General features: G+C 68.0%; 24 protein-coding genes. 15 read left to right on the forward strand and 9 right to left on the reverse strand.

Annotated elements, in window-relative coordinates; all coding sequences use genetic code 11:
- Nucleotides 1–49: 49 nt before the first annotated feature.
- The 6 genes from ACYVKR_RS23000 to ACYVKR_RS23025 all read left to right on the forward strand — a co-directional run bounded on the left by ACYVKR_RS23000 (nt 50) and on the right by ACYVKR_RS23025 (nt 6,973).
- Nucleotides 50–2,572, forward strand: a complete 2,523-nt coding sequence (locus tag ACYVKR_RS23000; protein ID WP_460483312.1) for an ABC transporter permease — start codon at nt 50–52, stop codon at nt 2,570–2,572.
- Nucleotides 2,573–2,644: 72 nt separating this feature from the next.
- Nucleotides 2,645–3,052, forward strand: a complete 408-nt coding sequence (locus ACYVKR_RS23005) for a group II truncated hemoglobin (RefSeq protein WP_460483313.1) — start codon at nt 2,645–2,647, stop codon at nt 3,050–3,052.
- Nucleotides 3,053–3,125: 73 nt separating this feature from the next.
- Complete coding sequence (gene aroB, locus ACYVKR_RS23010) at nt 3,126–4,223, forward strand: 3-dehydroquinate synthase family protein (RefSeq protein ID WP_460483314.1); 1,098 nt, start codon at nt 3,126–3,128, stop codon at nt 4,221–4,223.
- Nucleotides 4,220–5,422 (forward strand): deoxyguanosinetriphosphate triphosphohydrolase family protein, encoded by a 1,203-nt coding sequence (locus tag ACYVKR_RS23015; protein WP_460483315.1) that lies wholly within the window; start codon nt 4,220–4,222, stop codon nt 5,420–5,422. The genes aroB and ACYVKR_RS23015 overlap by 4 nt, the downstream gene beginning before the upstream one ends.
- A gap of 10 nt (nt 5,423–5,432) precedes the next feature.
- Nucleotides 5,433–6,074 (forward strand): DUF1415 domain-containing protein, encoded by a 642-nt coding sequence (locus ACYVKR_RS23020; RefSeq protein WP_460483316.1) that lies wholly within the window; start codon nt 5,433–5,435, stop codon nt 6,072–6,074.
- On the forward strand, nt 6,071–6,973 hold the full coding sequence (locus tag ACYVKR_RS23025; RefSeq protein ID WP_460483317.1) for a class I SAM-dependent methyltransferase: 903 nt from the start codon (nt 6,071–6,073) through the stop codon (nt 6,971–6,973). Before ACYVKR_RS23020 ends, ACYVKR_RS23025 begins: the two co-directional genes overlap by 4 nt.
- 126 nt (nt 6,974–7,099) lie before the next feature.
- On the opposite strand, the gene ACYVKR_RS23030 is transcribed toward ACYVKR_RS23025, so the two are convergent.
- From ACYVKR_RS23030 to ACYVKR_RS23055, 6 genes are all read right to left on the reverse strand, one after another.
- A complete protein-coding gene (locus tag ACYVKR_RS23030) occupies nt 7,100–8,101 on the reverse strand; it encodes a Bug family tripartite tricarboxylate transporter substrate binding protein (RefSeq protein WP_460483318.1) in 1,002 nt (333 codons plus the stop codon).
- 54 nt (nt 8,102–8,155) lie between these two features.
- Nucleotides 8,156–8,890, reverse strand: coding sequence for an SDR family oxidoreductase (locus ACYVKR_RS23035; RefSeq protein WP_460483576.1), 735 nt, complete (start codon nt 8,888–8,890; stop codon nt 8,156–8,158).
- A gap of 50 nt (nt 8,891–8,940) precedes the next feature.
- Nucleotides 8,941–9,738, reverse strand: coding sequence for an alpha/beta hydrolase (gene pcaD, locus ACYVKR_RS23040; protein ID WP_460483319.1), 798 nt, complete (start codon nt 9,736–9,738; stop codon nt 8,941–8,943).
- Nucleotides 9,739–9,846: 108 nt separating this feature from the next.
- On the reverse strand, nt 9,847–11,049 hold the full coding sequence (gene pcaF, locus ACYVKR_RS23045; RefSeq protein WP_460483320.1) for a thiolase family protein: 1,203 nt from the start codon (nt 11,047–11,049) through the stop codon (nt 9,847–9,849).
- 75 nt (nt 11,050–11,124) lie between these two features.
- Nucleotides 11,125–11,772, reverse strand: a complete 648-nt coding sequence (locus ACYVKR_RS23050) for a sugar phosphate isomerase family (protein WP_460483321.1) — start codon at nt 11,770–11,772, stop codon at nt 11,125–11,127.
- A gap of 14 nt (nt 11,773–11,786) precedes the next feature.
- Complete coding sequence (locus ACYVKR_RS23055) at nt 11,787–12,482, reverse strand: sugar phosphate isomerase family (protein WP_460483322.1); 696 nt, start codon at nt 12,480–12,482, stop codon at nt 11,787–11,789.
- Between the two features lie 151 nt (nt 12,483–12,633).
- Here ACYVKR_RS23055 and ACYVKR_RS23060 point away from each other — a divergent pair, with 151 nt between their 5' ends.
- The 8 genes from ACYVKR_RS23060 (at nt 12,634) to ACYVKR_RS23095 (ending at nt 21,704) form a co-directional block, all read left to right on the forward strand.
- Nucleotides 12,634–13,428: an IclR family transcriptional regulator gene (locus ACYVKR_RS23060; RefSeq protein WP_460483323.1), complete on the forward strand. Its 795-nt coding sequence runs from the start codon at nt 12,634–12,636 to the stop codon at nt 13,426–13,428.
- A gap of 294 nt (nt 13,429–13,722) precedes the next feature.
- Entirely contained in the window at nt 13,723–15,279 is a 1,557-nt protein-coding gene (locus ACYVKR_RS23065) for an ABC transporter substrate-binding protein (protein WP_460483324.1), read from the forward strand.
- 24 nt (nt 15,280–15,303) lie between these two features.
- Nucleotides 15,304–16,269: an ABC transporter permease gene (locus ACYVKR_RS23070; RefSeq protein WP_460483325.1), complete on the forward strand. Its 966-nt coding sequence runs from the start codon at nt 15,304–15,306 to the stop codon at nt 16,267–16,269.
- Nucleotides 16,266–17,147 carry an ABC transporter permease gene (locus ACYVKR_RS23075; protein ID WP_460483326.1) on the forward strand — a complete coding sequence of 294 codons (882 nt, stop codon included), beginning with the start codon at nt 16,266–16,268 and terminating at the stop codon, nt 17,145–17,147. Before ACYVKR_RS23070 ends, ACYVKR_RS23075 begins: the two co-directional genes overlap by 4 nt.
- Nucleotides 17,144–18,166 (forward strand): ABC transporter ATP-binding protein, encoded by a 1,023-nt coding sequence (locus tag ACYVKR_RS23080; RefSeq protein ID WP_460483327.1) that lies wholly within the window; start codon nt 17,144–17,146, stop codon nt 18,164–18,166. The genes ACYVKR_RS23075 and ACYVKR_RS23080 overlap by 4 nt, the downstream gene beginning before the upstream one ends.
- Complete coding sequence (locus ACYVKR_RS23085) at nt 18,163–19,212, forward strand: ABC transporter ATP-binding protein (protein WP_460483328.1); 1,050 nt, start codon at nt 18,163–18,165, stop codon at nt 19,210–19,212. The genes ACYVKR_RS23080 and ACYVKR_RS23085 overlap by 4 nt, the downstream gene beginning before the upstream one ends.
- A gap of 40 nt (nt 19,213–19,252) precedes the next feature.
- Nucleotides 19,253–20,938, forward strand: a complete 1,686-nt coding sequence (locus ACYVKR_RS23090) for an amidohydrolase (protein WP_460483329.1) — start codon at nt 19,253–19,255, stop codon at nt 20,936–20,938.
- A gap of 151 nt (nt 20,939–21,089) precedes the next feature.
- Entirely contained in the window at nt 21,090–21,704 is a 615-nt protein-coding gene (locus tag ACYVKR_RS23095; RefSeq protein WP_460483330.1) for an LbetaH domain-containing protein, read from the forward strand.
- Between the two features lie 67 nt (nt 21,705–21,771).
- Here the strand turns inward: ACYVKR_RS23095 and ACYVKR_RS23100 are convergent, their stop codons facing one another.
- The 3 genes from ACYVKR_RS23100 to ACYVKR_RS23110 form a co-directional block, all read right to left on the reverse strand.
- Entirely contained in the window at nt 21,772–22,761 is a 990-nt protein-coding gene (locus ACYVKR_RS23100; RefSeq protein ID WP_460483331.1) for a CobW family GTP-binding protein, read from the reverse strand.
- A gap of 103 nt (nt 22,762–22,864) precedes the next feature.
- Nucleotides 22,865–23,662, reverse strand: coding sequence for a segregation and condensation protein A (locus tag ACYVKR_RS23105; protein WP_460483577.1), 798 nt, complete (start codon nt 23,660–23,662; stop codon nt 22,865–22,867).
- A gap of 151 nt (nt 23,663–23,813) precedes the next feature.
- Complete coding sequence (locus ACYVKR_RS23110; protein ID WP_460483332.1) at nt 23,814–24,020, reverse strand: DUF3460 family protein; 207 nt, start codon at nt 24,018–24,020, stop codon at nt 23,814–23,816.
- 45 nt (nt 24,021–24,065) lie between these two features.
- Here ACYVKR_RS23110 and bamE point away from each other — a divergent pair, with 45 nt between their 5' ends.
- Nucleotides 24,066–24,560 (forward strand): outer membrane protein assembly factor BamE domain-containing protein, encoded by a 495-nt coding sequence (bamE, locus tag ACYVKR_RS23115; RefSeq protein WP_460483333.1) that lies wholly within the window; start codon nt 24,066–24,068, stop codon nt 24,558–24,560.
- Nucleotides 24,561–24,584 lie beyond the last annotated feature (24 nt).

Genomic DNA, 24,584 nt, shown 5'->3' on the forward strand with positions numbered 1-24,584 from the left:
AGCCGGGTGCCGGCTGAGGGATTCCCCAGTTCGGCTACCGTATCGCCCCATGGGTCAGAGCATTTTTTCCTTGGGGCTGCGCCAGCTGTGGCGCGACTGGCGGGCGGGCGAGCTGCGGTTGTTGCTGGTGGCGGTGGCGCTGGCGGTGGCCGCGCTGGCGTCGGTGGGGTTCTTTTCGGACCGGCTGCAGGCCGGGCTCAAGCGCGATGCGGGCCAGCTGCTGGGCGGCGACGTGGTGGTGGTCAGCGACCAGCCCACGCCGCCGGCCTTCGTGCAGCGCGCGGCCGAGCTGCAGCTCGCCAGCGCGGGCACGGCGAGCTTTCCGACCATGGCGCGGGCCGACGATGCCGATGGCGGCGAGAGCCGGCTGGTGGCGCTGAAGGCGGTGCAGCCGGGCTACCCGCTGCGCGGCAGCCTGCGGGTGGCCGATGCGCCGGGCGCGCCCGATGCGGCGGCCGGCGGCATTCCGGCCAGCGGCGAGGTGTGGGTGGAAGAGGGCCTGCTCGAGGCGCTGAACCTGCGGCCTGGCCAGATGCTGTGGCTGGGCGACCGGCAACTGCGCATCGCCCGCGTCATCACCGTGGAGCCGGACCGCGGCGCGGGCTTTCTGAACTTTGCGCCGCGCGTGATGCTGCGCGATGCCGACCTGGCCACCACCGGCCTGGTGCAGCCGGCCAGCCGCCTGGTCTACCGCTTTGCCGTGGCCGGCGAGCCGCGCCAGGTGCAGGCCTTTGCGCAGTGGGCCGAGCAGCAGGTGAAGGAGGCGGGCAGCCGCGGCGTGCGTATCGAGTCGCTGGACAGCGGCCGACCCGAGATGCAGCAGACGATCGACCGCGCGCAAAAGTTTCTCAACCTGGTGGCGCTGCTGGCGGCGCTGCTGTCGGCCGTGGCGGTGGCGCTGGCGGCGCGCGGCTTTGCCGAGGCGCACCTGCAGGGCGCGGCGCTGTTGCGCGTGTTGGGGCTGCCGCAGCGCCGCATCGCCGGCGCCTATGTGGTCGAGTTCGCCGCGGCGGGCCTGGCGGCGAGCGTGCTGGGCGTGGTGCTGGGCTATGCGGTGCATGCATTGTTTGTGCGGCTGCTGGCCGACCTGGTCAGCACGGCGCTGCCGCCGGCGGGCTGGTGGCCGGCGGCGCTGGGCGTGGGCATGGGGCTGACCTTGCTGGCGGCCTTCGGCCTGCCGCCGGTGTTGCAGCTGGCGCGGGTGCCACCGCTGCATGTGCTGCGGCGAGAGCTGGGCGCGATCAAGCCCGCCTCGGCCTCGGTGCTGGCGCTGGGCGTGGTGGGCTTTGCCGCGCTGTTGATGCTGGTGAGCGGCGACCTCAAGCTCGGCGGCATTGCCGTGGGCGGTTTTGCGGTGGCGGTGCTGTTGTTCGCGGCCATGGGCGCGGCGGCGATTGCGCTGCTGCGCCGGATGGTTCATGAAAACACCGCGCCGCGCTGGCTGGTGCTGGCCACGCGGCAGGTGGCGGCGCGGCCGTGGTTCACCGTGGTGCAGGTCAGCGGCCTGGCCGTGGGCCTGATGGCGCTGGTGCTGCTGGTGCTGCTGCGCACCGACCTGATCCACGCCTGGCGCCAGACCACGCCGCCCGATGCGATGAACCGCTTCGTCATCAACATCATGCCGGACCAGGCCAAGCCCTTCCAGCAGGCGCTGGAGCGGGCCGGCGTGCACAAGCTCGACTGGTACCCGATGGTGCGCGGGCGGCTGCTGCAGGTCAACGGCCGCGACGTGAAGCCGCAGGACTACACCGAGGAGCGCGCCCAGCGCCTGGTGGACCGCGAGTTCAACATCTCGCACACCACCACGCTGCCCGAGAACAACCTGATCGAGGCCGGCCGCTGGACGGTGGGCGAGGAGGGGGGCGTGAGCGTGGAATCGGGCATCGCCGAGACGCTGGGCCTCAAGCTCGGCGACAAGCTGCGCTTCGACATGGGCGGCGTGCAGCGCGAGAGCACCATCACCAGCCTGCGCAAGGTGGACTGGGGCACGATGCGCGCCAACTTCTTCGTGATCTACCCGGTCGACCAGATGAACGACGTGGCCGTGACCTACCTGGCCGCCTACCGCGCGCCCGACGCGGCGGGCTTCGACAACGCGCTGGTGCGCGAGTTTCCGAACATCACCAACGTGGACCTGCGCTCCACCATCGCCCAGGTGCAGCGCGTGCTCGACCAGGTGATCCGCGCGGTGGAGTACCTGTTCGGCTTCACGCTGGCGGCCGGGCTGGTGGTGCTGTTCGGCGCCATCACCGCCACGCGCGAGGAGCGCGCGCGCGAGTTCGCCATCATGCGCGCCGTGGGCGCCCAGGCCAGCCTGCTGCGCCAGGTGCAGCGCGCCGAGCTGGCGGGCGTGGGCCTGCTGGCCGGCGTGCTGGCCAGCGTGGTGGCGATGGTGATCGGCTGGGCGCTGGCGCGCTATGTGTTCGAGTTTGCCTGGCTGCCTTCGCCCTGGGTGCCGCTGGCCGGCGGCGCCGTGGGCGCGGTGCTGGCGCTGGTCGCGGGCTGGTGGGGCCTGCGCGAGGTGCTGACCCGGCCGGTGATGGCCACGCTGCGCGAGGCGGCGGTGGAGTGAGTTGCTATATATAAAATAGCTGCTTGCGCTTGATGGATAAGCGCTGTAGCCTGTTTTTATCAAAATTTGAGTATGACCGAAGAGAAAAACGACGCCACGCCGGCAACTCCGTTCGATTGGATCGGAGGAGAAGCGCAGGTGCGCGCGCTGGTCGACCGCTTCTACGACCTCATGGACCTGGAGCCCGGCTACGCCGCGCTGCGGGCGGCCCACGGCCCGTCGCTCGACAATGCGCGCGACAAGCTGTTCTGGTTCCTGAGCGGCTGGCTGGGTGGGCCCGACCACTACATCAGCCGCTTCGGCCACCCGCGGCTGCGCATGCGGCACATGCCGTTTTCCATCGGCATCCTCGAGCGTGACCAGTGGCTGGCCTGCATGGACCAGGCCATGGGCGACACCGGCGTGCCCGCCGAGCTGCGCGAGCGCCTGAAACAGAGCTTTTTCCAGACGGCGGACTGGATGCGCAACCGGGGCGCCTAGGCGCCCGACGGTAAGATGTACCGCCGCCGCACAACCTCTCCATCCCAGGCGGCAACGTATTCCTGAGCGATCCATGTCCACACACACCCTCACCATCGCCCTGGGCGAGCGCAGCTACCCGATCTGCATCGGCTCCGGCCTGCTCGACCAATTGACCCAGCTCGCCCCGCTGCCCAAGGCCAGCGCGGCGCTCATCGTCACCAACACCACCGTGCAGCCGCTGTATGCGGCGCGCCTGCAGGCCGCGCTGCAGGGCCAGTACGCGCAGGTGCAGCTCGTGGTGCTGCCCGACGGCGAGGAGCACAAGAACTGGCAGACGCTGCAGAGCATCTTCGACACCCTGCTCAAGCACGGAGCCGACCGCAAGACCGTGCTGTTCGCGCTGGGCGGCGGCGTGGTGGGCGACATGACTGGCTTTGCCGCCGCCTGCTACATGCGCGGCGTGCCATTCGTGCAGGTGCCGACCACCCTGCTGTCGCAGGTCGATTCGTCGGTGGGCGGCAAGACGGGCATCAACCACCCGCTGGGCAAGAACATGATCGGCGCCTTCTACCAGCCGCGCCTGGTGGCCTGCGACCTGGACACGCTCGACACGCTGCCCGCGCGCGAGCTGAGCGCGGGCCTGGCCGAGGTCATCAAGTACGGCCCCATCGCCGACATGGCGCTGTTCGACTGGCTGGAGCAGAACATCGACGCGCTGGTGGCCCGCGACAAGACGGCGCTGGCGCACGCGGTGCGCCGCAGCTGCGAGATCAAGGCCGACGTGGTGGCCAAGGATGAGCGCGAGTCCGACCTGCGCGCGATCCTGAACTTCGGCCACACCTTCGGCCATGCGATCGAGGCCGGCATGGGCTACGGCGTGTGGCTGCACGGCGAGGGCGTGGCCGCCGGCATGGTGATGGCGGCCGAGCTGTCGCAGCGCCTGGGGCTTGTCGATGCGGCCTTCGCCCTGCGGCTGCGCAGCCTGGTGCAGCGCGCCGGCCTGCCGGTGAAGGGCGCGCTGCTCGACGCGCAGGACAACGCCGGCCGCTACCTCGAGCTGATGCAGCTCGACAAGAAATCGCAGGCCGGCTCGATCCGCTTCGTGCTGATCGACGGGCCCGGCAAGGCCGTGGTGCGCGAGGCGCCCGAGGCGCTGGTGCGCGAAGTGATCGACCTCTGCTGCGCATGATCCTGTCCGAGGCCGGCCTCGTCCCCTACGCCTGCCACTCGGCCGCGAGCCGGGGCCGGCTGCACCCGCAGCCGGCGGCGCCCACGCGCAGCGAGTTCCAGCGCGACCGTGACCGCATCGTGCATTCCACGGCGTTCCGGCGCCTGGTCTACAAGACCCAGGTGTTCCTCAACCACGAGGGCGATCTGTTCCGCACGCGGCTCACGCATTCGTTGGAGGTGGCGCAGCTCGGCCGCTCCATCGGCCGGGTGCTGCGGCTCAACGAGGACCTGATCGAGGCCATCTGCCTGGCGCACGACCTGGGCCACACGCCCTTCGGCCATGCGGGGCAGGACGAGCTGAACGAATGCATGCAGGCTTACGGCGGCTTCGAGCACAACCTGCAGAGCCTGCGCGTGGTCGACACGCTGGAAGAGCGCTACCCCGGCCACAGCGGGCTGAACCTGTGCTTCGAGACGCGCGAGGGCATCCTCAAGCACTGCTCGGCCGCCAACGCCCGCCGCATCGAGGCGCGCGAGCCCGGCGGCGTGGGCTGGCGCTTTCTGCACGGCCAGCAGCCGGGCCTGGAGGCGCAGCTCGCCAACTTGGCCGACGAGATCGCTTACAACGCGCACGACGTGGACGACGGCGTGCGCTCCGGCCTCATCAGCGTCGAGCAGCTGATGCAGGTGCCGCTGTTCGCCCGCTATGCCGGCGAGACGCTGAACGAGCACCCGCAGCTGGCCGACGAGGGCCACCACCGGCGCGAGCGCTACCTGCTGCACGAGACCATCCGCCGCATGCTCAGCGAGCAGGTCTACGACGTGATCCGCCACACCGGCGCGGCGCTGGAGCAGGCGCGGCCCGCCGATGTGGACGCCGTGCGCGCGCTGCCGGCGATGGTCGGATTCAGCCCCGCGATGCGCGCCGAGTCGCTGCAGCTCAAGCGTTTCCTGTTTGCCAACCTGTACCGCCATCCGCAGGTGATGGAGACCACCGGCCGCGCCAAGCAGGTGGTGCGCGAGCTGTTCGGCCTCTACCTGCAGTCGCCGCACGAGATGAAGCCGCGCTTTGCCTCCCGCGCGAATCAGGAGCCGGACCAGGCCGAGCTGGAGCGCGCCCGCGTGGTGGCCGACTTCATCGCCGGCATGACCGACCGCTACGCCGCCCGCGAGCACGAGAGGCTGACCGGAGCGCGGCTGTTGGACATGGCCCCGTAAAATAGGGGGCATGACGCCACCCCCCATTCTTGAGCCGCACTCGCACGCCGAGCTGCGCGAGATCGCCATCGCCGACACGGTTGCCTGGCTGGAAAAGGCCGTGATCGGCCTCAACCTGTGCCCCTTCGCCAAGGGCGTGCATGCCAAGCAGCAGATCCACTACACGGTGAGCGAGGCCACCGACGCCGAAGGTGTGGCGCACGACCTGCACCGCGAGCTGGAGGCGCTGGCCGAGGCCAACGCCGAGCTGCGCGACACCACGCTGCTGATCCTGCCGTATGCGCTGCACGACTTCCTGGACTTCAACGACTTCCTCGACCTGGCCGACAGCATGATCGAGGAGCTGGACCTGGGCGGCATCCTGCAGGTGGCCTCGTTCCATCCGCTGTTCCAGTTCGAGGGCACCGAGGTCGACGACGTCACCAACTGCACCAACCGCTCGCCGTACCCCACGCTGCACCTGCTGCGCGAGGACAGCATCGACAAGGCCGTCGAGGCCTTCCCCGAGGCCGAGTCCATCTACGAGCGCAACATGGAAGTGCTGGAGGAGCTTGGCATCGAGGGCTGGCTGGACCTGGGCGTGGGCGCGCGCTGCCCGTTTCCGCACCACCCTGCCGACAAGCCGGCCGAGAACAAGGACGCGGCTGAATGAGCCGCGCGAACGCCAAGGCTCAACCCAAGGTCCAGGCAAAGGCTTCCGCTCCCGCCGACGTGGCCCAGCAGCTGGAGCTGCGGCCCGGCCAGTCCATAGCACTGCTGAAGGCGCTGCACATCCTCACGCGCGACGGCAAGCTCAACCAGGATTCGCGCCGCAAGCTCAAGCAGGTCTACCACCTGTACCAGTTCATCGAGCCGCTGCTGGCCGAGCTGTCCGCGGGCGAGCATGCCGTCACGCTGGCCGACCATGGCGCGGGCAAGTCCTACCTGGGCTTCATCCTCTACGACCTGTTCTTCAAGCCGCTCGGTCGCGGCGAGATCTACGGCATCGAGACGCGCGCGCCGCTGGTCGAAAGCTCGCAGCAGCTCGCGGCCGAGCTGGGCTTCGACCGCATGGAGTTCCTGAACATGTCGGTGGCCGACTCCACGCGCGCCGACTTCATGCCCGGGCGCTTCGACGTGGTCACGGCGCTGCACGCCTGCGATACCGCCACCGATGATGCAATAGCGTTTGGCCTGGAGAAGCAGGCCCGTGCCATGGTGCTCGTGCCCTGCTGCCAGGCCGAGGTGGCTGCCTGCCTGCGCCAGGGCAAGGCGCTGTCGCTGTCGCGCACGCCGCTGGCCGAGCTGTGGCGCCACCCCATCCACACGCGCGAGATGGGCAGCCAGATCACCAACGTGCTGCGCTGCCTGTACCTCGAGAGCCAGGGCTACCAGGTGACGGTGACCGAGCTGGTCGGCTGGGAGCACAGCATGAAGAACGAGCTGATCCTGGCGCGCCACACCGGCCAGAAGAAGCGCAGCGCCGCCGAGCGGTTGCGCGCCATCCTCGGCGAATTCGGCCTGGGCGAGGCGCTGGCGCACCGCTACCCGAACCTGCCTGCATCTGCCTGAATCTGCCTGAGCCACTGCAAAAATAAGAGCTGGTAGCGCTTGCTCTACCTTGGTTTCAAATATGAAAATATCTGAAACCAAGGAGGGTCAAGCGCGACCAGCTCCTGATTTAATAGTTGGCAGAGATCAGCCGGCGACCGCGCCGGAATCCTTGACCACCTTCTTCCACTTCTCGTTCTCGGCCTTGATGAAGGCGGCGAACTCGGCGGGCGACTCGGCCACGACCTCGCCGCCTTGCTCCTGGATCTTCTTGGCCACGGCCGGGTTCTTCAGCGCCTTGACGATGGCGTCATGCAGCTTGGCCTGCACGGCGGCCGGCGTCTTCGCGGGCGCGAACAGGCCGAACCACGACATGGCCGCGTAGCCCGGCACGCCGGCTTCGGCCACGGTGGGCACGTCGGGCAGCTCGGGCGAGCGCTTGGGCGTGGTCACCGCGATGGGGCGCAGCTTGCCCGAGCGCACGTGCTGGATGGCCGAGGGCATGTTGTCGAACATGATGGCGATCTGGTTGCCCAGCAGGTCGGTGATGGCCGGGGCGCTGCCCTTGTAGGGCACGTGGGTCATCTTCACGCCGGCCAGGCTGTCGAACAGCTCGCCCGACAGGTGCGGCGACGAGCCGTTGCCCGGCGAGCCGAAGTTCACCTTGCCCGGGTTGGCCTTGGCATAGGCGATCAGCTCCTTCACGGTCTTGAACGGCTGGCTCGGGTGGGCCACCAGCAGGTTGGGCACGTTGGCCACGCGGGTCAGCGGCGCGAAGTCCTGGTTGGGCTTGAAGGGCATCTTGGCGTAGAGCCACTCGTTGATGGCGTGCGTGCCCACGGTGCCCATGAAGATGGTGTAGCCGTCGGCCGGCGCGCGCGACGCGAACTGGCCGCCGATGTTGCCGCCCGCGCCGGCGCGGTTGTCGATGACCACCGGCTGGCCCAGGCTCTCGCTCATCGCCTGGCCGACCACGCGCGCCAGGATGTCGGTGGTGCCGCCGGCCACGAAGGGCACGACGATGGTGATGGGCTTGCTCGGGAAGTTGTCGGCGGCCAGCGCCGGCGCGGCGCCCGTGGCGACCAGGGCGGCGGCGGCCAGCGCCTGCAGGCTCTGGCGGCGGGACAGGCGGGAAAGGAAGGGGGTCATGGGAATCTCCTGGGGGTAGTAGGTAATGTGATGGATACGGGGATGGGCGGGCCGTCAGACGCCGGCGACGCCCACCGTCATGCCCCCGCAGACGTAGAGCACCTGCCCGGTGACGAAGCCGCTGCGCTCGTCGAGCATGTAGGACACGGCATGGGCCACGTCTTCGGGCGTGCCCACGCGCTTGACGGGCACGGACTGGATGATCTTCTGCGTGCGCGGTGCGTCGGGCGGGTTGGCCTGGTCGAACAGCTCGGTGCGGATCGGGCCGGGGCCGATGGCGTTGGCGGTGATGCCCCACTGGCCCAGCTCCAGCGCCCACACGCGCGTCATGCCGATCAGGCCGGCCTTGGAGGCGGCGTAGGCGGTGCGCAGGTCCTTGCCCAGCGCGGCGCGCGAGGACATGTTGACGATGCGCCCGAAGCCCGCTTGCTTCATGCCCGGCAGCAGCGCCTGCATGCACTGGAAGGCGCAGCGCAGGTTGAGCTGCATGGCAAGCTCGAACTCGGCCAGGGTCTGCGAGGCGGCGTCGCCCGGCACGACGATGCCCACGTTGTTCACCAGGCGAGTGATGGGGCCGCCGGCCAGCGCCTGCTCCAGCGCGCGCGCCGTGCCGTCCACGCTGCTGAGGTCGGCCTGGATGCCGCCGGGCACCTGGTCCACGTTGCGGTCGATGATGACGGGCTCATAGCCGTCGGCGCGGCAGCGCGCGGCCGTGGCCGCGCCAATGCCGGCGGCGCCGCCGGTGATCAGCACGCGCGGGCGCTGGGGGGATGGATGGGTGGGCGGCATGGTGGCCTCGGGGAGGTGAAGGGCTGGCATCTGCGGTGGCTGGCCGGGCGTCAATGCCTGGCCAGGAAAGTGGCGAGCGCCAGGTCGAAGGCCTGCGGCGCTTCGAGGTTGGACAGGTGCGAGGCCGGCACCACGCTCAGCGCGGCGCCGGCAATGGCGGCGCGCATGGCCTCGGCATCCGCCACGGTGGTTACCGGGTCGCCGCTGCCTGCGATCAGCAGCGTGGGTGTGGCGATGGTGGCGACCGAGGCGCGCAGGTCTTCGCGGGCCAAGGCCTCGCAGCAGCTCGCATAGCCTTCGGGGCCGGTGCCGGCAATCCAGCCCTGGGCGGTCTGCACGACGGCAGGGCGGGCGGCGACGAAGGCTTCGGTGAACCAGCGGCCGGGCGACGAGTCGGCCAGCGCCTGCATGCCAGCGGCGCCGTTGGCGCGCACCTGCGCGGCGCGCTCGCTCCAGGCGGCTTCACTGCCGATCTTGGCGGCGCTGTTGGCCACGGTGATGCTGCGCAGGCGCGGCGCGGCATGCACGCCCAGCCACAGGCCGGTGAGGCCGCCCATCGAGATGCCGCAGAAATGCGCCTGGTCGATATGCAGCGCATCGAGGATGGCCAGCACATCGCCGCCCAGCTGCGCGAAGCTGTAGGGGCCGGGGCCGGCCACGCTGCCGCCGTGGCCGCGGGTGTCGTAGCGCAGCACGCGGTAGTGGCTGGCAAAGCTGCGTGCCTGTGCCTCCCACATCTCCAGCGTGGTGCCCAGCGAGTTCGAGAACACCAGCACGGGCGCGCCTTCGGGGCCTTGCAGATCGATGCGGAAGGTGCCGGCGGCGGTGGTCAGCTGCGAAGTGGTCATGGTGGGCTTGGGGGAGGGAGAGGCACAGGGGGAGCAGGCGGCAGGGCTGCCGCCTGTCAGGCAAAAGAAGGCAGGAGGCGAGCGCCGCGGGGATGCGGCGCGCTCCGGTCAGACTTTTTCGAGGATGACGGCGATGCCCTGGCCCACGCCGATGCACATGGTGCACAGCGCGTAGCGGCCGCCCAGCGTGTGCAGCTGGTTCACGGCCGTGGTGGCCAGGCGTGCGCCCGAGGCGCCCAGCGGGTGGCCCAGCGCAATGGCGCCGCCCCACTGGTTGACGCGCTGGTCGTCGTCGGCGATGCCGAGGTCGCGCAGCACGGCCAGGCCTTGTGCGGCGAAGGCTTCGTTCAGCTCGATCACGTCCATCTGGGCCAGCGACAGGCCGGTCAGCTCCAGCACCTTGCGCACGGCGGGCGCGGGGCCGAAGCCCATGATGCGCGGCGCCACGCCGGCCGTGGCCATGCCGACCACGCGGGCGCGCGGCGTGAGACCGTATTGCTTGGCGGCTTCTTCATTGGCCAGCAGCAGGGCGCAGGCGCCGTCGTTCACGCCACTGGCGTTGCCGGCGGTCACCGAGCCGTCAGGCCGCACCACGCCCTTGAGCTTGGCCAGCGCCTCGAGGGTGGTGCCGCGGGGATGCTCGTCCTGGCTCACGACGATGGGGTCGCCCTTCTTCTGGGCGATGGACACGGGCACGATCTCCTTCGCCAGGTAGCCGGCGGCGATCGCGGCGGCGGCCTTCTGCTGGGAGGCCAGGGCCATGCGGTCCTGGGCGGCGCGCTCGATCTTGAAGTCGTCGGCCACGTTCTCGGCGGTCTCGGGCATGGAGTCCACGCCGAACTGCGCCTTCATCAGCTTGTTGACGAAGCGCCAGCCGATGGTGGTGTCGTACACCGCGTTGCTGCGGCTGAAGGCGCTCTCGGCCTTGGGCATCACGAAGGGGGCGCGGCTCATGCTCTCCACGCCGCCGGCGATCATCAGGCGGGCCTCGCCGGCCTTGATGGCGCGCGCGGCCGAGCCGATGGCGTCCAGGCCGGAGCCGCACAGGCGGTTGATGGTGGCACCGGGCACGTCGATGGGCAGGCCGGCCAGCAGCGACGACATGCGCGCCACATTGCGGTTGTCCTCGCCGGCCTGGTTGGCGCAGCCGTAGAGCACGTCGGCGACGGCGGTCCAGTCCACGTTGGGGTTGCGTTCCATCAGGGCCTTGATGGGCACGGCGCCGAGATCGTCGGTGCGCACGCCGGCCAGGGCGCCGCCGTAGCGGCCGAAGGGGGTGCGCACGGCGTCGCAGATGAAGGCTTGGGTCATGGTGTCTCCTGGAGTGATTTCAAAAAAGATAGCTATCAGCGCTTGATGGATGAGCGCTGGCGGCTGTTTTGATGCTTACTGTGCGGGCAGCAGAGGCAGACCGATCATGGTCTCCAGCTCGGCGTGCGAGAGGCCGGCCACGGTGTCGATCAGGCGCAGGCCCTCGGGCGTGCATTCCAGCGAGCACAGGTCGGTGTAGATGCGCTTGACGCAGGCCAGGCCGGTGAGCGGGTAGCTGCAGGCCTGCACCACCTTGCATTCGCCGGTCTTGGTCATCAGGTCCATCATCACCCAGGTCTGCTTGGCGCCCACGGCCAGGTCCATCGCGCCGCCCACGGCGGGGATGGCGCCGGGCTCGCCGGTGCTCCAGTTGGCCAGGTCGCCGGTGGCCGACACCTGGAAGGCGCCGAGCACCGAGATGTCGAGGTGGCCGCCGCGCATCATCGCGAAGCTGTCGGCGTGGTGGAAGTAGCAGCCGCCGGGCAACAGCGTCACCGGCTGCTTGCCGGCGTTGATGAGGTCGTAGTCCTCGTGGCCGGGCGCCGGGGCCGGGCCCATGCCGAGGATGCCGTTCTCGCTCTGCAGGATGACCTCGCGGCCCTGCGGGATGTAGTTGGCCACCTGGGTGGGCATGCCGATGCCCAGGTTCACATAGGCGCCGTCGAAGATGTCCTGCGCCACGCGCTGGGCGAGTTCCTGCTTGCTGCGTTTCTGGTAGCTCACGGTTGTCTCCTGCTTTACTTCTTGAAGCCGCCGGCCTGCGTGGCCGTGCGCTCGATCTTCACGATCTTGTTCACGTAGATGCCGGGGGTGACCACGGCCTCGGGGTCGAGCTGGCCCAGCTCGACGATCTCGTGCACCGTGGCGATGGTGCGCTTGGCGGCGGTGGCCATCACCGGGCCGAAGTTGCGCGCTGCCATGCGGTAGTTGAGGTTGCCCCAGCGGTCGCCCGTCTCGGCCTTGATCAGCGCCACATCGCCGTAGATGGGGTATTCGAGCACGTACTGGCGGCCGTTGATCTCGCGCGTTTCCTTGTCCTTGGCCAGCTCGGTGCCGTACGCCGTGGGGCAGAAGAAGGCGCCGATGCCGGCGCCCGCGGCGCGCATGCGCTCGGCCAGGTTGCCCTGGGCCACCAGCTCCAGCTCGATCTTGCCGGCGCGGTACAGCTCGTCGAACACCCAGCTGTCGACCTGGCGCGGGAAGCTGCAGATGATCTTGCGCACCTGGCCGCTCTTGAGCAGGGCGGCGAGGCCGGTGTCGCCATTGCCGGCATTGTTGTTGACCACGGTCAGGTCGCGCGCGCCCTGGGCCAGCAGGCCGTCGATCAGCTCGTTGGGATTGCCCGAGGTGCCGAAGCCGCCGATCAGCACGGTGGAGCCGTCCTGGATGCCGCTCAGGGCCTCGGCGACGGAGTCGGCGATTTTGTTGATCATGGATTTGTCTCCTGGAAGAAAAAATGTTCGTATAAAGAACAAAAGTTCGTTAATAGAATTATTATCCGGCCCCATAATCCTGGCTGTCAACACTTTTCCTGTCGCCTGGGAGCCAGGCACCGCCCTGGGAGCGACGGGAGGCAGGCCATCCATGTCCGACGAAAACAACGCATTGCGCCCCGGAGACAGCTATGTCCAATCCTTCGCCCGCGGGCTGGAGGTGATACGCAGCTTCAGCGACCGCGCCCCGAGCCAGACGCTCACCGAGGTGGCCGTCGCCACCGGCATGACGCGCGCCGGCGCGCGGCGCATCCTGCTCACGCTGCAGACCCTGGGCTATGTGAAGAGCGACGGCAAGTACTTTGAACTGACGCCGCGCATCCTGGACCTGGGGTTTGCCTACCTGTCGTCCACGCCGGTCTGGAACCTGGCCCAGCCGGTGATGGACGCGCTGGTGGAGCGGGTGCACGAGTCCTGCTCCATCGCCGTGCTGGACGCGCAGGACGTGGTCTACGTGATGCGCCTGCACACGCACAAGATCATGAGCACCAACCTGGGCATTGGCTCGCGCCTGCCGGCCTGCTGGACTTCGCTGGGCCGGGTGCTGCTCGCGGGCCTGCCGCCGCAGCAACTGGCGCAGGTGCTGGCCGAGCGCACGCGCGAGCGCTTCACCCGCTACACCCTGCAGGACGACGAGGCGCTGCAGCGCGAGATCGACCAGGTGCGCCTGCAGGGCTGGTGCCTGCTGAACCAGGAACTGGAAGAGGGCCTGATCTCGATCGCCGCGCCCCTGCGCAACGCACGCGGCGAAACCGTGGCCGCGCTCAACATCAGCGGCCAGGCCAACCGCACCACACCTGAGATCATGCGCGAGCAGATGCTGCCGCACCTGCTGAATGCCGCCGGCGAGGTGTCGCGGCTGGTGGCGATGCAGCCGCGGCGCTGAGCCTCGCGGTCGGGTTGGGGATTCTGCTTCTGGCCGCAGAATGATAATGCAGCAAATATATTATCTGGGGTAGATTGATTGCATGAAAATTAATCCATTATGTTTTGAATATGATGGGATTGTATTTATGAATGATTTCAGTGAATACCCTTAAGTAATATCACCCGTTTGTGTAACTGGTTCCACAAAAAGGATTCATCTGGACCCATGTTATGCCCACTGGCCTCCCTACCATGAACCCGGTTCTTTTACTGCGTGGTGAGGCGTGAAATGCGAATTTTCTTTCGAGCTGGCATGGCATCCCTGGCGGTCGCGATGGCTGTCGCGGCGCCATCGGCCTGGTCCCAGGAGGCGCCCAAGAAGGGCGGCACCCTGGTCATGGCGTTCCCCCAGACGCCGCGGCACCTCAACAGCGCCGTGCAGTCCGGCGTGGCCACGCAGATCCCAGCCACGCAATTGTTTGCCAGCCCGCTGCGCTTCGACGACAACTGGAAGCCCCAGCCCTACCTGGCCGAATCCTGGGAGCTGGCGCCCGACGGCAAGAGCCTGACCCTGCATTTGCGCAAGGACGCGGTTTTCCATGACGGAAAACCGATTACCTCCGAGGACGTGGCATTTTCCCTGATGGCCATCAAGCAGAACCATCCTTTTGAAAGCATGATGGCGCCGGTGGAAAAAGTGGAGACGCCGGATAAATATACGGCCGTGGTCCGCATGAACAAGCCGCACCCGGCCATTATCCTGGCCATGTCGCCGGCATTGGCGCCCATTTTGCCCAAGCATATTTATGGCGACGGCAAGGATTTGAAGACCCATCCGCGCAACAGCAAGGATATCGTCGGTTCCGGACCGTTCAAATTCGTCGATTTCGAGCCCGGACGCCGCGTGGTCCTGGAGCGCTTCGACAAGTATTTCCTCAAGGGCAAGCCCTACCTCGACAAGATCGTGATCGACGTGTCGCCCGACATCACGGCCACCACGCTGGCCTTCGAGCGGGGCTCGATCCAGATGATGCCGTTCTTCAACCGCACCGTGGACCTGCGCCGCCTGCAGCCGAACAAGCAGATCGCAATGACCTCCAAGGGCTACGAGGGTGTGGGCGCCATGAACTGGCTGGCCTTCAACCTCAAGAAGAAGGAGTTCTCGGATGTGCGTGTGCGCAAGGCCATCGCCTATGCCGTCGACATGAACTTCATCAACAAGGCGCTGAACGCCGGCCTATCCACCTCGGCCAATGGCCCCATCGTGCCGTCCAGCCCTTTTGCGACCAAGGACATCGAGACCTACCCCGTCGATCTGAAGAAGGCCGCGGCGCTGCTGGACGAGGCGGGCTACAAGGTCGAGGGCGACAAGCCGCGCATGAAGCTGGTCCTGGACTTCGTGCCGGGCACGGGCAGCGGCAAGACGCAGGCCGAGTACATCGCCGCGCAGTTGCGCAAGCTCAACATCGCTGCCGAGGTGCGCACCTCGGCTGACTTCCCGAGCTGGGCCAAGCGCATGGCGGACCGGGACTACGACATGAGCATCGACACGGTCTTCAACTGGGGCGATCCGGTCATCGGTGTGCACCGCACCTACCTCACGTCCAACATCAAGCCGGCCGTGTGGACCAACACCCAGAACTACAGCAACCCCAAGGTGGATGCGCTGCTGGAGCAGGCCGGGCAGGAGATGGACCTCGCCAAGCGCAAGGCCCTGTACGCCGAATTCCAGAAGATCGTGACGGACGAGGTACCGATCCGCTTCCTCGACCTGGTGCCGTACTACACGCTGACCCAAGGCAACGTCGGCAATGTGCCGACGACGATCTGGGGCGCGGTGAGCCCGCTGGACGAAGTGTTCCTGAAGTAGCGCGGCGACCACCGATCTGCTGACATGAAAAGCCTGATTTCCAAGCTCCTGAACGGACTGGTGCTGGTGCTGGCCGTCGTCGTGCTCAACTTCGTGTTGATCCACGCGGCGCCGGGCGATCCCGTGGAAACCATCGCGGGCGAGAGCGGCGGCATGAGCGAGGAGCTCAGGACGCAGCTGCGCGCGCAGTACGGGCTGGACCAGCCCCTGCCGGTGCAACTGGGCCGCTACCTGGGCAAGGTGGTGCAGGGTGACCTGGGCCACTCCTACTACTTCAACATGCCGGTGTCATCGCTGATCCTGGACCGGCTGGCGCCCACGCTGCTGCTGGTGGTGGTGTCGGTGCTGCTGGCCTTTTCCGTCGGCACCTGGCTGGGAGTGCGCGCCTCGCGCAATCCCAATGGCTGGCTGTCGCAGTTCACCACGGTGTTCTCGATCGCGGGTTTCTCGGCGCCGGTGTTCTGGACCGGGATGATGCTCATCATCCTGTTCGCGTCGATATGGCCCGTCCTGCCGGTGGGCGACATGACGGATTCCGCGTCCACGGCCACCGGCTGGGCTGCGCTGCCGGACGTGCTGCTGCACACCATCCTGCCGGCGACGACGCTGGCCTTCGTCTACATGGCCCAGTACAGCCGGCTCTCGCGCGCCTCGATGGTCGATGTGCTGGGCTCGGACTATGTGCGCACCGCGCGCGCCAAGGGCGTGTCGGAGCGCAACATCCTCTACAAGCACGCGCTGCGCAATGCGGTGCTGCCCGTCATCACGGTGCTGGGCCTGCAGTTCGGCAACGTGCTGGCCGGCGCCGTGCTGGTGGAGACCGTCTTCAACTGGCCCGGCCTGGGGCGCCTGGCCTTCGACTCGGTGCTGCGGCGCGACTACCCCACCATCCTCGGCATCCTGTTGTTCTCGTCCATCCTGGTGGTGGTGATGAACGTGCTCACCGACCTGGTCTACCGCCTGGTGGACCCCCGCATCAAGACCTCATGAACACAGCCTCCTCTCCCGCAGTGCTTCAGGCCGAGAACCCCTGGCTGGAGGCCGCGCGCATGTTCGTGCGCAACAAATCCGCCGTCGTCGGGCTGCTGGTGCTGCTGGCAGTGGTGATCGCCTCGGTGCTCATGCCTTACATCTACCCGGCGGACCCGTTCGAGATCGCCGCGGCGCCGATGACGCCGCCGTTCACCGAGCCCGATGTGTGGCTGGGCACCGACTACCTGGGCCGCGATGTGCTGAACATGCTGCTCTTCGGCGGTCGGATCACCCTGCTGGTGGGCGCGGTGGCTGCGCTGCTGTCGGTCTCCATCGGCGTCACGCTGGGGGCCTTGGCCGGCTTCTACGAAGGCAATTGGTTCAGCAGCCTGCTGTCGCGCATCACCGAGTTCTTCCAGGTGCTGCCGGCCCTGCTGTTCGCCATGGTGGTGACCAGCCTGTTCTCGCCCACGCTTGTCACGGTCACCATCGCCATCGGCATCGTGAGCTGGACGGCCACGGCGCGGCTGACGCGGGCCGAGTTCCTGCGCCTGCGCAACATCGACTACGTGCGTGCCGAGCGCGCCATCGGCGCGAAGAACGGCCGCCTCATCTGGCAGGTCATCCTGCCGAATGCGCTGCCGCCGCTGATCGTGTCGGCCACGCTGGCCATCGGCACGGCCATCCTGTTCGAGGCTGGCCTGTCCTTCCTGGGGCTGAGCGATCCCAACCAGATGAGCTGGGGCCTGATGATCGGTTCCAGCCGGGCCTATGTGCTGACGAGCTGGTGGGCGGTGACCTTCCCGGGCCTGGCCATCTTCGTCGTGGTGCTGGCCATCAGCCTGATCGGCGACGGGCTCAACGATGCCTTCAACCCCAAGCTGCGGGAGCGTTGATGACTGAACAAGCTTTGTTGCGCGTGGAAGACCTGCGCGTGGAATTCAAGACCCGCCGCGGCGTGGCCTCGGTGCTCAATGGCGTGAACTTCCAGGTGCGCCCGCGCGAGACGCTGTGCGTGGTGGGCGAGTCGGGCTGCGGCAAGAGCATGACGGCACTGGCCCTGCTGCGCCTGATCCCCACGCCACCCGGCAAGATTGCCGCGGGCCGCGTGCTCTACGGCGACGAGGACCTGCTGCAGGCCAGCCCGGCGCGCATGCGCGAGATCCGCGGCAACCGCATCTCGATGATCTTCCAGGAGCCCATGACCTCGCTGAACCCGGTCTACACCGTGGGCCAGCAGATCGGCGAGGCGCTGCAGCTGCACACCGGGCTCGACGCCCGCCAGGTGCGCGAACGCACCATCGCCATGCTGCGCCAGGTGGGCATCCCGGCGCCCGAGCGCCGCGTCGACGACTACCCGCACCAGATGTCGGGCGGCATGCGCCAGCGCGTGATGATCGCCATGGCCCTGGCCTGCGAGCCCGAGGTGCTGATCGCCGACGAGCCCACGACGGCGCTGGACGTGACGGTGCAGGCGCAGATCTTCGACCTGCTGCGCCAGCTGCAGGCCGACCGCGGCACGGCCATCGTGATGATCACGCATGACATGGGTGCGGTGGCCGAGATGGCCGACCGCGTGATGGTCATGTACGCCGGGCGCGTGATCGAGGAGGGCACGGTCGACCAGGTGCTGCAGCAGCCGCTGCACCCTTACACCCAGGGCCTGATCGCCTGCCTGCCCGAGCTGGGCAGCAGCGCCGGCGGCGAGCGCGCGGTGCTGCCCGAGATCCCCGGCATGGTGCCGTCGATCTGGGAGCTGGGCAGCAACTGCGCCTTCCACCAGCGCTGCGCCCATGCGACCGACCTGTGCCGCAGCCAGGTGCCGCCGATGGCGCAGAAGGCGCAGGGCCACGGCGTGGCCTGCTGGTTGTACCCGGCCACGCAGGCGCAGGCGCTCGAGGAGGTGCCGGCATGAACGCATCTATCCATTCCAACGCGCGCCAGGACCAGCCCCTGGTCTCGGTGCACGACCTGAAGATCCATTTCCCGGTCGGCAAACGCGGCTGGGGCCAACCGCAGGAGCTGGTGCGCGCCGTCGACGGCGTGAGCTTCGACGTGGCGCGCGGCCGCACCATGGCCATCGTCGGCGAGTCCGGCTCGGGCAAGACCACGACCGCGCTGGGCGTGCTGCGCCTGGCGCCCGTCACCTCGGGTCGGGTGCAACTGGGCGGCGTGGACATGACGGCGCTGGAGGGCGAGCCGCTGCGCCTGGCGCGGCGCCATGCGCAGATCGTGTTCCAGGACCCGTTCAGCGCGCTCAACCCGCGCCAGCGGGCCGGCGAGGTGGTGCGCAGCCCGCTTGAGCTGATGCGTATAGGCAGCAAGGCCGAGCGCGAAGACCGGGTGGACGAGCTGTTCCTGCAGGTAGGCCTGCGCCCCGAGCAGAAGCAGCTGTTCCCGCACCAGTTCTCGGGCGGCCAGCGCCAGCGCATCAACATCGCGCGGGCCCTCGCCACCAAGCCCGACCTGGTGGTCTGCGACGAGCCCGTCTCGGCGCTGGACGTGGCCATCCGCGCGCAGACGCTCAACCTGCTGTCGCGGCTGCAGCAGGAGCTGGGCCTGACCTACATGTTCATCTCGCACGACATGGCGGTGGTGGAGCACCTGTGCGACGACATCTCGGTGATGTACCTGGGGCAGATCGTCGAGCAGGCGCCCCGCAGGCCGTTCTTCACGCGGCCGCTGCATCCCTACAGCGTGGCGCTGATGTCGGCCGTGCCCACGGTGGGCGGCGGCCGGGCGCGCGCGGCCCAGCGCATCAAGCTGGTGGGCGATCCGCCCAGCCCGATCTCGCCGCCGCCCGGCTGCCGCTTTGCCAAGCGCTGCCCGGTGGCGCTGCCCGAGTGCTCGCAGGCCCTGCCCGAACTGCGCGAGGTCGAGCCCGGCCACTGGGTGCGCTGCCACCGCGTGGAAACGCGCGGCGGCGTGGCGCAGCCGGTGCTGCAGCTGCAGGCCGCCTGAAAATCCATTGTTTGAAACCACGCCATCAGGAGCGGCACGAATGTCTGACACCACGGTCTATGTAGCCAGGAAGATCCTCACGATGAACCCCCGCCAGCCCGAGGCGACCCACCTGGCGGTGCGCGATGGCCGCATCCTCGCGGTGGGCGATCTGGCGCGCATGCAGGCCTGGGGCGAGTACCGGCTGGACACCCGCTTCGAGGACAAGGTGCTGATGCCCGGCCTGGTCGAAGGGCACTGCCACCTCAAGGAGGGCGGCATGTGGGTCTTTCCTTATGTGGGCTGGTTCGACCGCACGGGGCCCGACGGCCGCCTCTGGCAAGGCCTGCAATCCATGGACGCGGTGGTCGATGCCATGAAGGCCACCGCCGACGCCTGGGACGCGGCGGGCCGGCCGGCGGACGAGCCGCTGGTGGTCTGGGGGTTCGACCCGATCTACTTCGGCCGGGAGCGCATGAGCGTTCTGCACCTCGACCGCGCCAGCCAGACGCGGCCGCTGGTGGTCTGCCACTCCAACGGCCATTTGATGAACGTGAACTCGCGCATGATGGCCATGGCCGGCATCACGCGCGACACCGACATCGAGGGCGTGGTCAAGTTCGCCGACGGCGAGCCCACGGGCGAGCTGCAGGAGCCGGCGGCCATGTTCCCGGTGGCGCGGCGCCTGGGGCCTTCGGGCTCGGGCCTGCTCGCGCCCATGGACGACGATGGCATGCGCGGCTTCGGCGCCATCGCCTGCATGCGCGGCGTGACCACGGCGACCGACCTCGTCAACCAGCTGGCCGACCACGACATGCAGGTGCTGCTCGGGGCCTGCGAGCGCGACGACTACAACGTGCGCGTGGTGCCGGCCTTCAAGGCCTTCCACGGCACCTGGGGCGCGCAGGACGGCGTGGCCCGCATCGCGCAGCTGCAGGGCCGGCACGGCGGCATGGACCGGCTGCGCTTCGGCGTGGTCAAGATGATGCTGGACGGCTCCATCCAGGGCTTCTCGGCGCGGCTGCGCTGGCCGGGCTATTTCAACGGCGCGCCCAACGGCATCTGGGTCACGTCGCCGGTGCAGTTCGAGGCCGATTTCGAGACCTACCACCGCGCGGGTCTGACCATCCACGTGCACACCAATGGCGACGAGGCCAGCCTGGTGGCCATCGACGCCATCGAGCGGGTGCTGGCGCGCGCGCCGCGGCCCGATCACCGCCACACGCTGCAGCATGGCCAGATGATCGACGGCGCCATGTTCCAGCGCATGGCGGCACTGGGCCTGTGCGCCAACCTGTTTGCCAACCATGTCTACTACTGGGGCGACCAGCACGCGCAGATGACCATGGGGCCGGACCGCGCCGCGCGCATGGACGCCTGCGCCAGCGCGCTGGCCCATGGCGTGGCGCTGGCCATCCACTCGGATGCGCCGGTCACGCCGCTGGGGCCGCTGTTCACCGCCTGGTGCGCGGTCAACCGCCGCACCGCCTCGGGCCAGGTGCTGGGCGCGAGCGAGTGCATCTCGGTGCCGCAGGCGCTGCACGCGATCACGCTGGGCGCCGCCTGGACGCTGAAGCTCGACGCCGAGATCGGCAGTCTCGAATGCGGCAAGCGCGCCGACCTGTGCGTGCTCGAGGACGACCCGCTGGCCGTCGATCCGATGGCGCTCAAGGACCTGCGGGTCTGGGGCACCATGCTGTCCGGCCGCGTCTTCGAGGCCACCAGCATGCGGCACTCGGTGGGTTAGGCGCACTTTCTTGTCAAAGGGGCTTTCCGCGAGGCTCCCAGGGCGCTGCGGAAAGCGGCCTGGTCTGCTATTTGCGTTGCCATCGCGTTACAGCGCCTGATGCTTTAGCCAGCCATCCATTTGGCTCCATTGCTTCCATTGATGAGGCTTGATGATGTTCTATGAGTCCTTGACGCCGGAACCTTCTGCTCTTCCTCTTTTCATATCCGATTCCGGTATGGCCCCCTGGGATTTGATCGCCTCGTTGGAGAATGTGCTGCTTGAGCAAATAGCTTTGCTGTCACCCGAGGACTATGTTGTGGCGGGGGATATAGCCATTCATAAAAGGGCAATCGTTGAGTCCAGCGCTGTATTGAAGGGGCCAGTAGTCATCGGAGAGGCTGCATTTGTTGCCCATGGCAGTTACCTGAGGGGCGGTGTCTGGCTGGGGGCGCGTTGCATTCTGGGCCCTTCTGTCGAGGTCAAGACGAGTGTCATCCTCGACGGAACCAAGTTTGCCCACTTTAATTTTGTGGGTGATTCACTGGTCGGCTCGGCAGTGAATCTGGAGGCCGGCAGCATCATATGCAATTATCGAAATGAGCGGAGTGACGGGACGGTCTATGTCAGAGTCGACGAGCGGCTCCAACGAATCGGCGGGAAGTTTGGAGCCTTGGTCGGCCACGGTTCCAAAGTCGGAGCCAATGCCGTCATTGCGCCTGGCGCTATTCTGCCTCCAGGGACCCTGGTTCCGAGGGCCAGCTTGATGGATCAAGAGCAAATTTAGTGTGGCATTGATGTAGACGCACTATTGCGGGCCCAACATGGTCTTCTGCACCCGGAGTCGCGCCCCGTCAGGCCTTTGGGTGAGCTGCTGCAGAAGAAAACAGCTCGGCCAGTTGTTCGCGCGGCAGCCGGCCGTCCAGGCCTATGGCCACGAGCTGCTGCAACGCCGGGTCAGGCGCCTGCGCGAGGCGGCGGAAGTTGATGCGCCGGCCCGCGAACTGGACCTCGGCCCAGCCATGCTCCAGCGTGCGCACATGGCCCTTGAGGCGCAGCAGCCGGCCGGCCAGCGGCGCCAGGCCGCTGCGCAATGCCTCGCTGCCGAAGGCCGGCAGGGCGGCGGTGGAGGCGGACCAGGTCTCGAAGGCCTGCGCATGCTGGCGCGACGGCTGCGGGGCTTGGATCGGCCGGCCCGCAAAGCGTTCGGCATCGCCGGTGGCGGCCGCGCGGGGCCGGGCGGCCTGGCCGAAGCCGGAGCCGAGCAGGGCCGGATCGACCTCGCCCTGCGTGGCCTGCACGGCCACCGCCTGCGGGCAGGCCGACTGGCACCAGGCCAGGACTTGCGCCATCTGCGCCGGCGTGGCCAGGTCGGCCTTGTTGAGCACCAGCAGGTCGGCATGCACCAGTTGCTGGCGCAGGCCATCGCGCAGCAGCGGGTCTTCTGCCTGCAGCAGCAGGCTGTCGCAGTCCACCACCACCACCACGCTTTCCAGCCGCAGGTCCGGGTCGGCCAGGCCGATCTGGGCGATGCGCCATGGGTCCGAGATGCCGCTGGCCTCGACCACGATGCTGTCGAAGGGAGGATCGGCCGCGAGCACCTGGATCAGCGCGTTCGACAGGTCGTCGCCGATGGAGCAGCACACGCAGCCATTGGTCAGCGCGATCGTGTCGCCCTGCACCCCGGCCAGCAGGCCGGCGTCGAGGTTGATGGCGCCGAAGTCGTTCACCAGCACCGCGCAGCGCGGCATGTCGGGCGTGCGCAGCAGGTGGTTGAGCAGCGAGGTCTTGCCGGCGCCGAGAAAGCCACCGATGACGGTCAGGGGAATGGGATGGGAAGGCAAGGCCCGGGCTCCGGAAGGCTGGTGGCAGAGCGGTCCATTCTGCGGTGCCGGCCGGCCGGGGGCAAGTGCCAGTCGCCGGCCATCGATGGGGCAGGCGGGCCGCTCAGGCCGGCGTATAGGCCAGGCGCACGTAGATCGGCGCGAAGGCCTCGGCCTGGGTGATCTCGATCAGCGTTTCCTTGGCCAGCTCCAGCAGCGCGATGAAGGTGACCACCAGCACGGTGCTGCCCTTGCTCGGGTCGAAGATGTCCTCGAACTCCACGAAGCGGCGGCCGTGCAGGCGCTTGAGGATGGTGCTCATGTACTCGCGCACCGACAGCTCCTCGCGCGTGATCTTGTGGTGTTGCACCAGCTTGGCGCGCTTGAGGATGTCGCGCCAGGCGTCCTGCAGGTCGACGATGGCCACGTCGGGAAAGCGCGGCGCCAGCGCCTGCTCGATGAACACCTGGGCCTTGACGAAGTCGCGCCCGAAGTGCGGCAGGTTGTTCAGCTGCAGCGCGGCGAGCTTCATCTGCTCGTACTCGAGCAGGCGGCGCACCAGCTCGGCGCGCGGGTCCTCGGCCTCGTCGCTGCCTTCCTGCTTCTTGGGCGGCAGCAGCATGCGCGACTTGATCTCGATCAGCATCGCCGCCATCAGCAGGTACTCGGCCGCCAGCTCCAGGTTGCGGCTGCGGATCTCGTCGACATACACCAGGTACTGGCGCGTGACGCTGAGCATCGGGATGTCGAGGATGTTGAAGTTCTGCTTGCGGATCAGGTACAGCAGCAGGTCCAGTGGGCCTTCGAAGGCCTCGAGGAAGACTTCCAGCGCGTCGGGCGGGATGTACAGGTCCTGCGGCAGCGCGAACAGCGGCTCGCCGTACAGGCGCGCCAGCGCCACCTGGTCGATCACGTCGGGCATGGGCGCGCCCGCGGGGCCGAGCGCCGCCGTGTCGACGGCCGCCGTAGTGACGGCCACCGTAGCGTTCACGTCGGTGTCGTCGGCGGACATGGGCGGGGGAGTGCTTCCAAAAAGAGAGCTGTCGGCGCTTGCTGCTCAAGCGCCGCAGGCATTATTCGGCGCCGTTCTGGTAGACGTAGGGCTTTTGCGCCACGCGGCCTTCGCGGAATTCGCCCTGCAGGTCGCGGTCGACCTGCTTGTCCCACAGCAGCGAGCGGCCCTGGCGCTGGCCGGCTTCCACGGCGGGATTCTCTGCCTTCATCTGGTTGATGAATTGCGTTACATCGGATTCGTAGTCGGGGCGGCGGAAGAAAGACATAGGAAGGTATAGTTGGATTTGGCCGTGATTTTAACGATTCCTACCATGCCCTTCGTTTCCAAGCTTGCATTGACCTTGGTGGCCGCCGCCGGCCTGCTGTTCCTGGCCGGCTGCGACCAGCAGCGCATCAAGGAACTGGAGGAGTTCGTCTCGACCGAGCAGGATGTGCGCGACCGCTTCGGTCCGCCCAACCAGGTCTGGGACGAGAGCGACGGCTCGCACACGCTGGAGTACACCCGCCAGCCGGCCGGCGCGCAGAACTTCATGATCACCATCGGCCAGGACGGCAAGATGACCAAGCTGCGCCAGGTGATGGCGCCCGAGTACTTCGCGCAGGTGGCGCCGGGCATGGACCAGCAGCAGGTGCGCAAGCTGCTGGGCCAGCCCGCCAAGCGCATGAGCTACCCACTGAAGAACGAGGCCGAGTGGGACTGGAACTGGATCGATCCGCCCAGCACCAAGATGCTGTTCACCGTGGTGTTCGACGCCCAGGGCAAGGTCGTGCGCAAGGGCAGCACGCAGCCCATGCCGAACCACTGATTCTTAAAAAAGAGAGCTGCTGGC

Source organism: Comamonas humi, assembly GCF_054782535.1.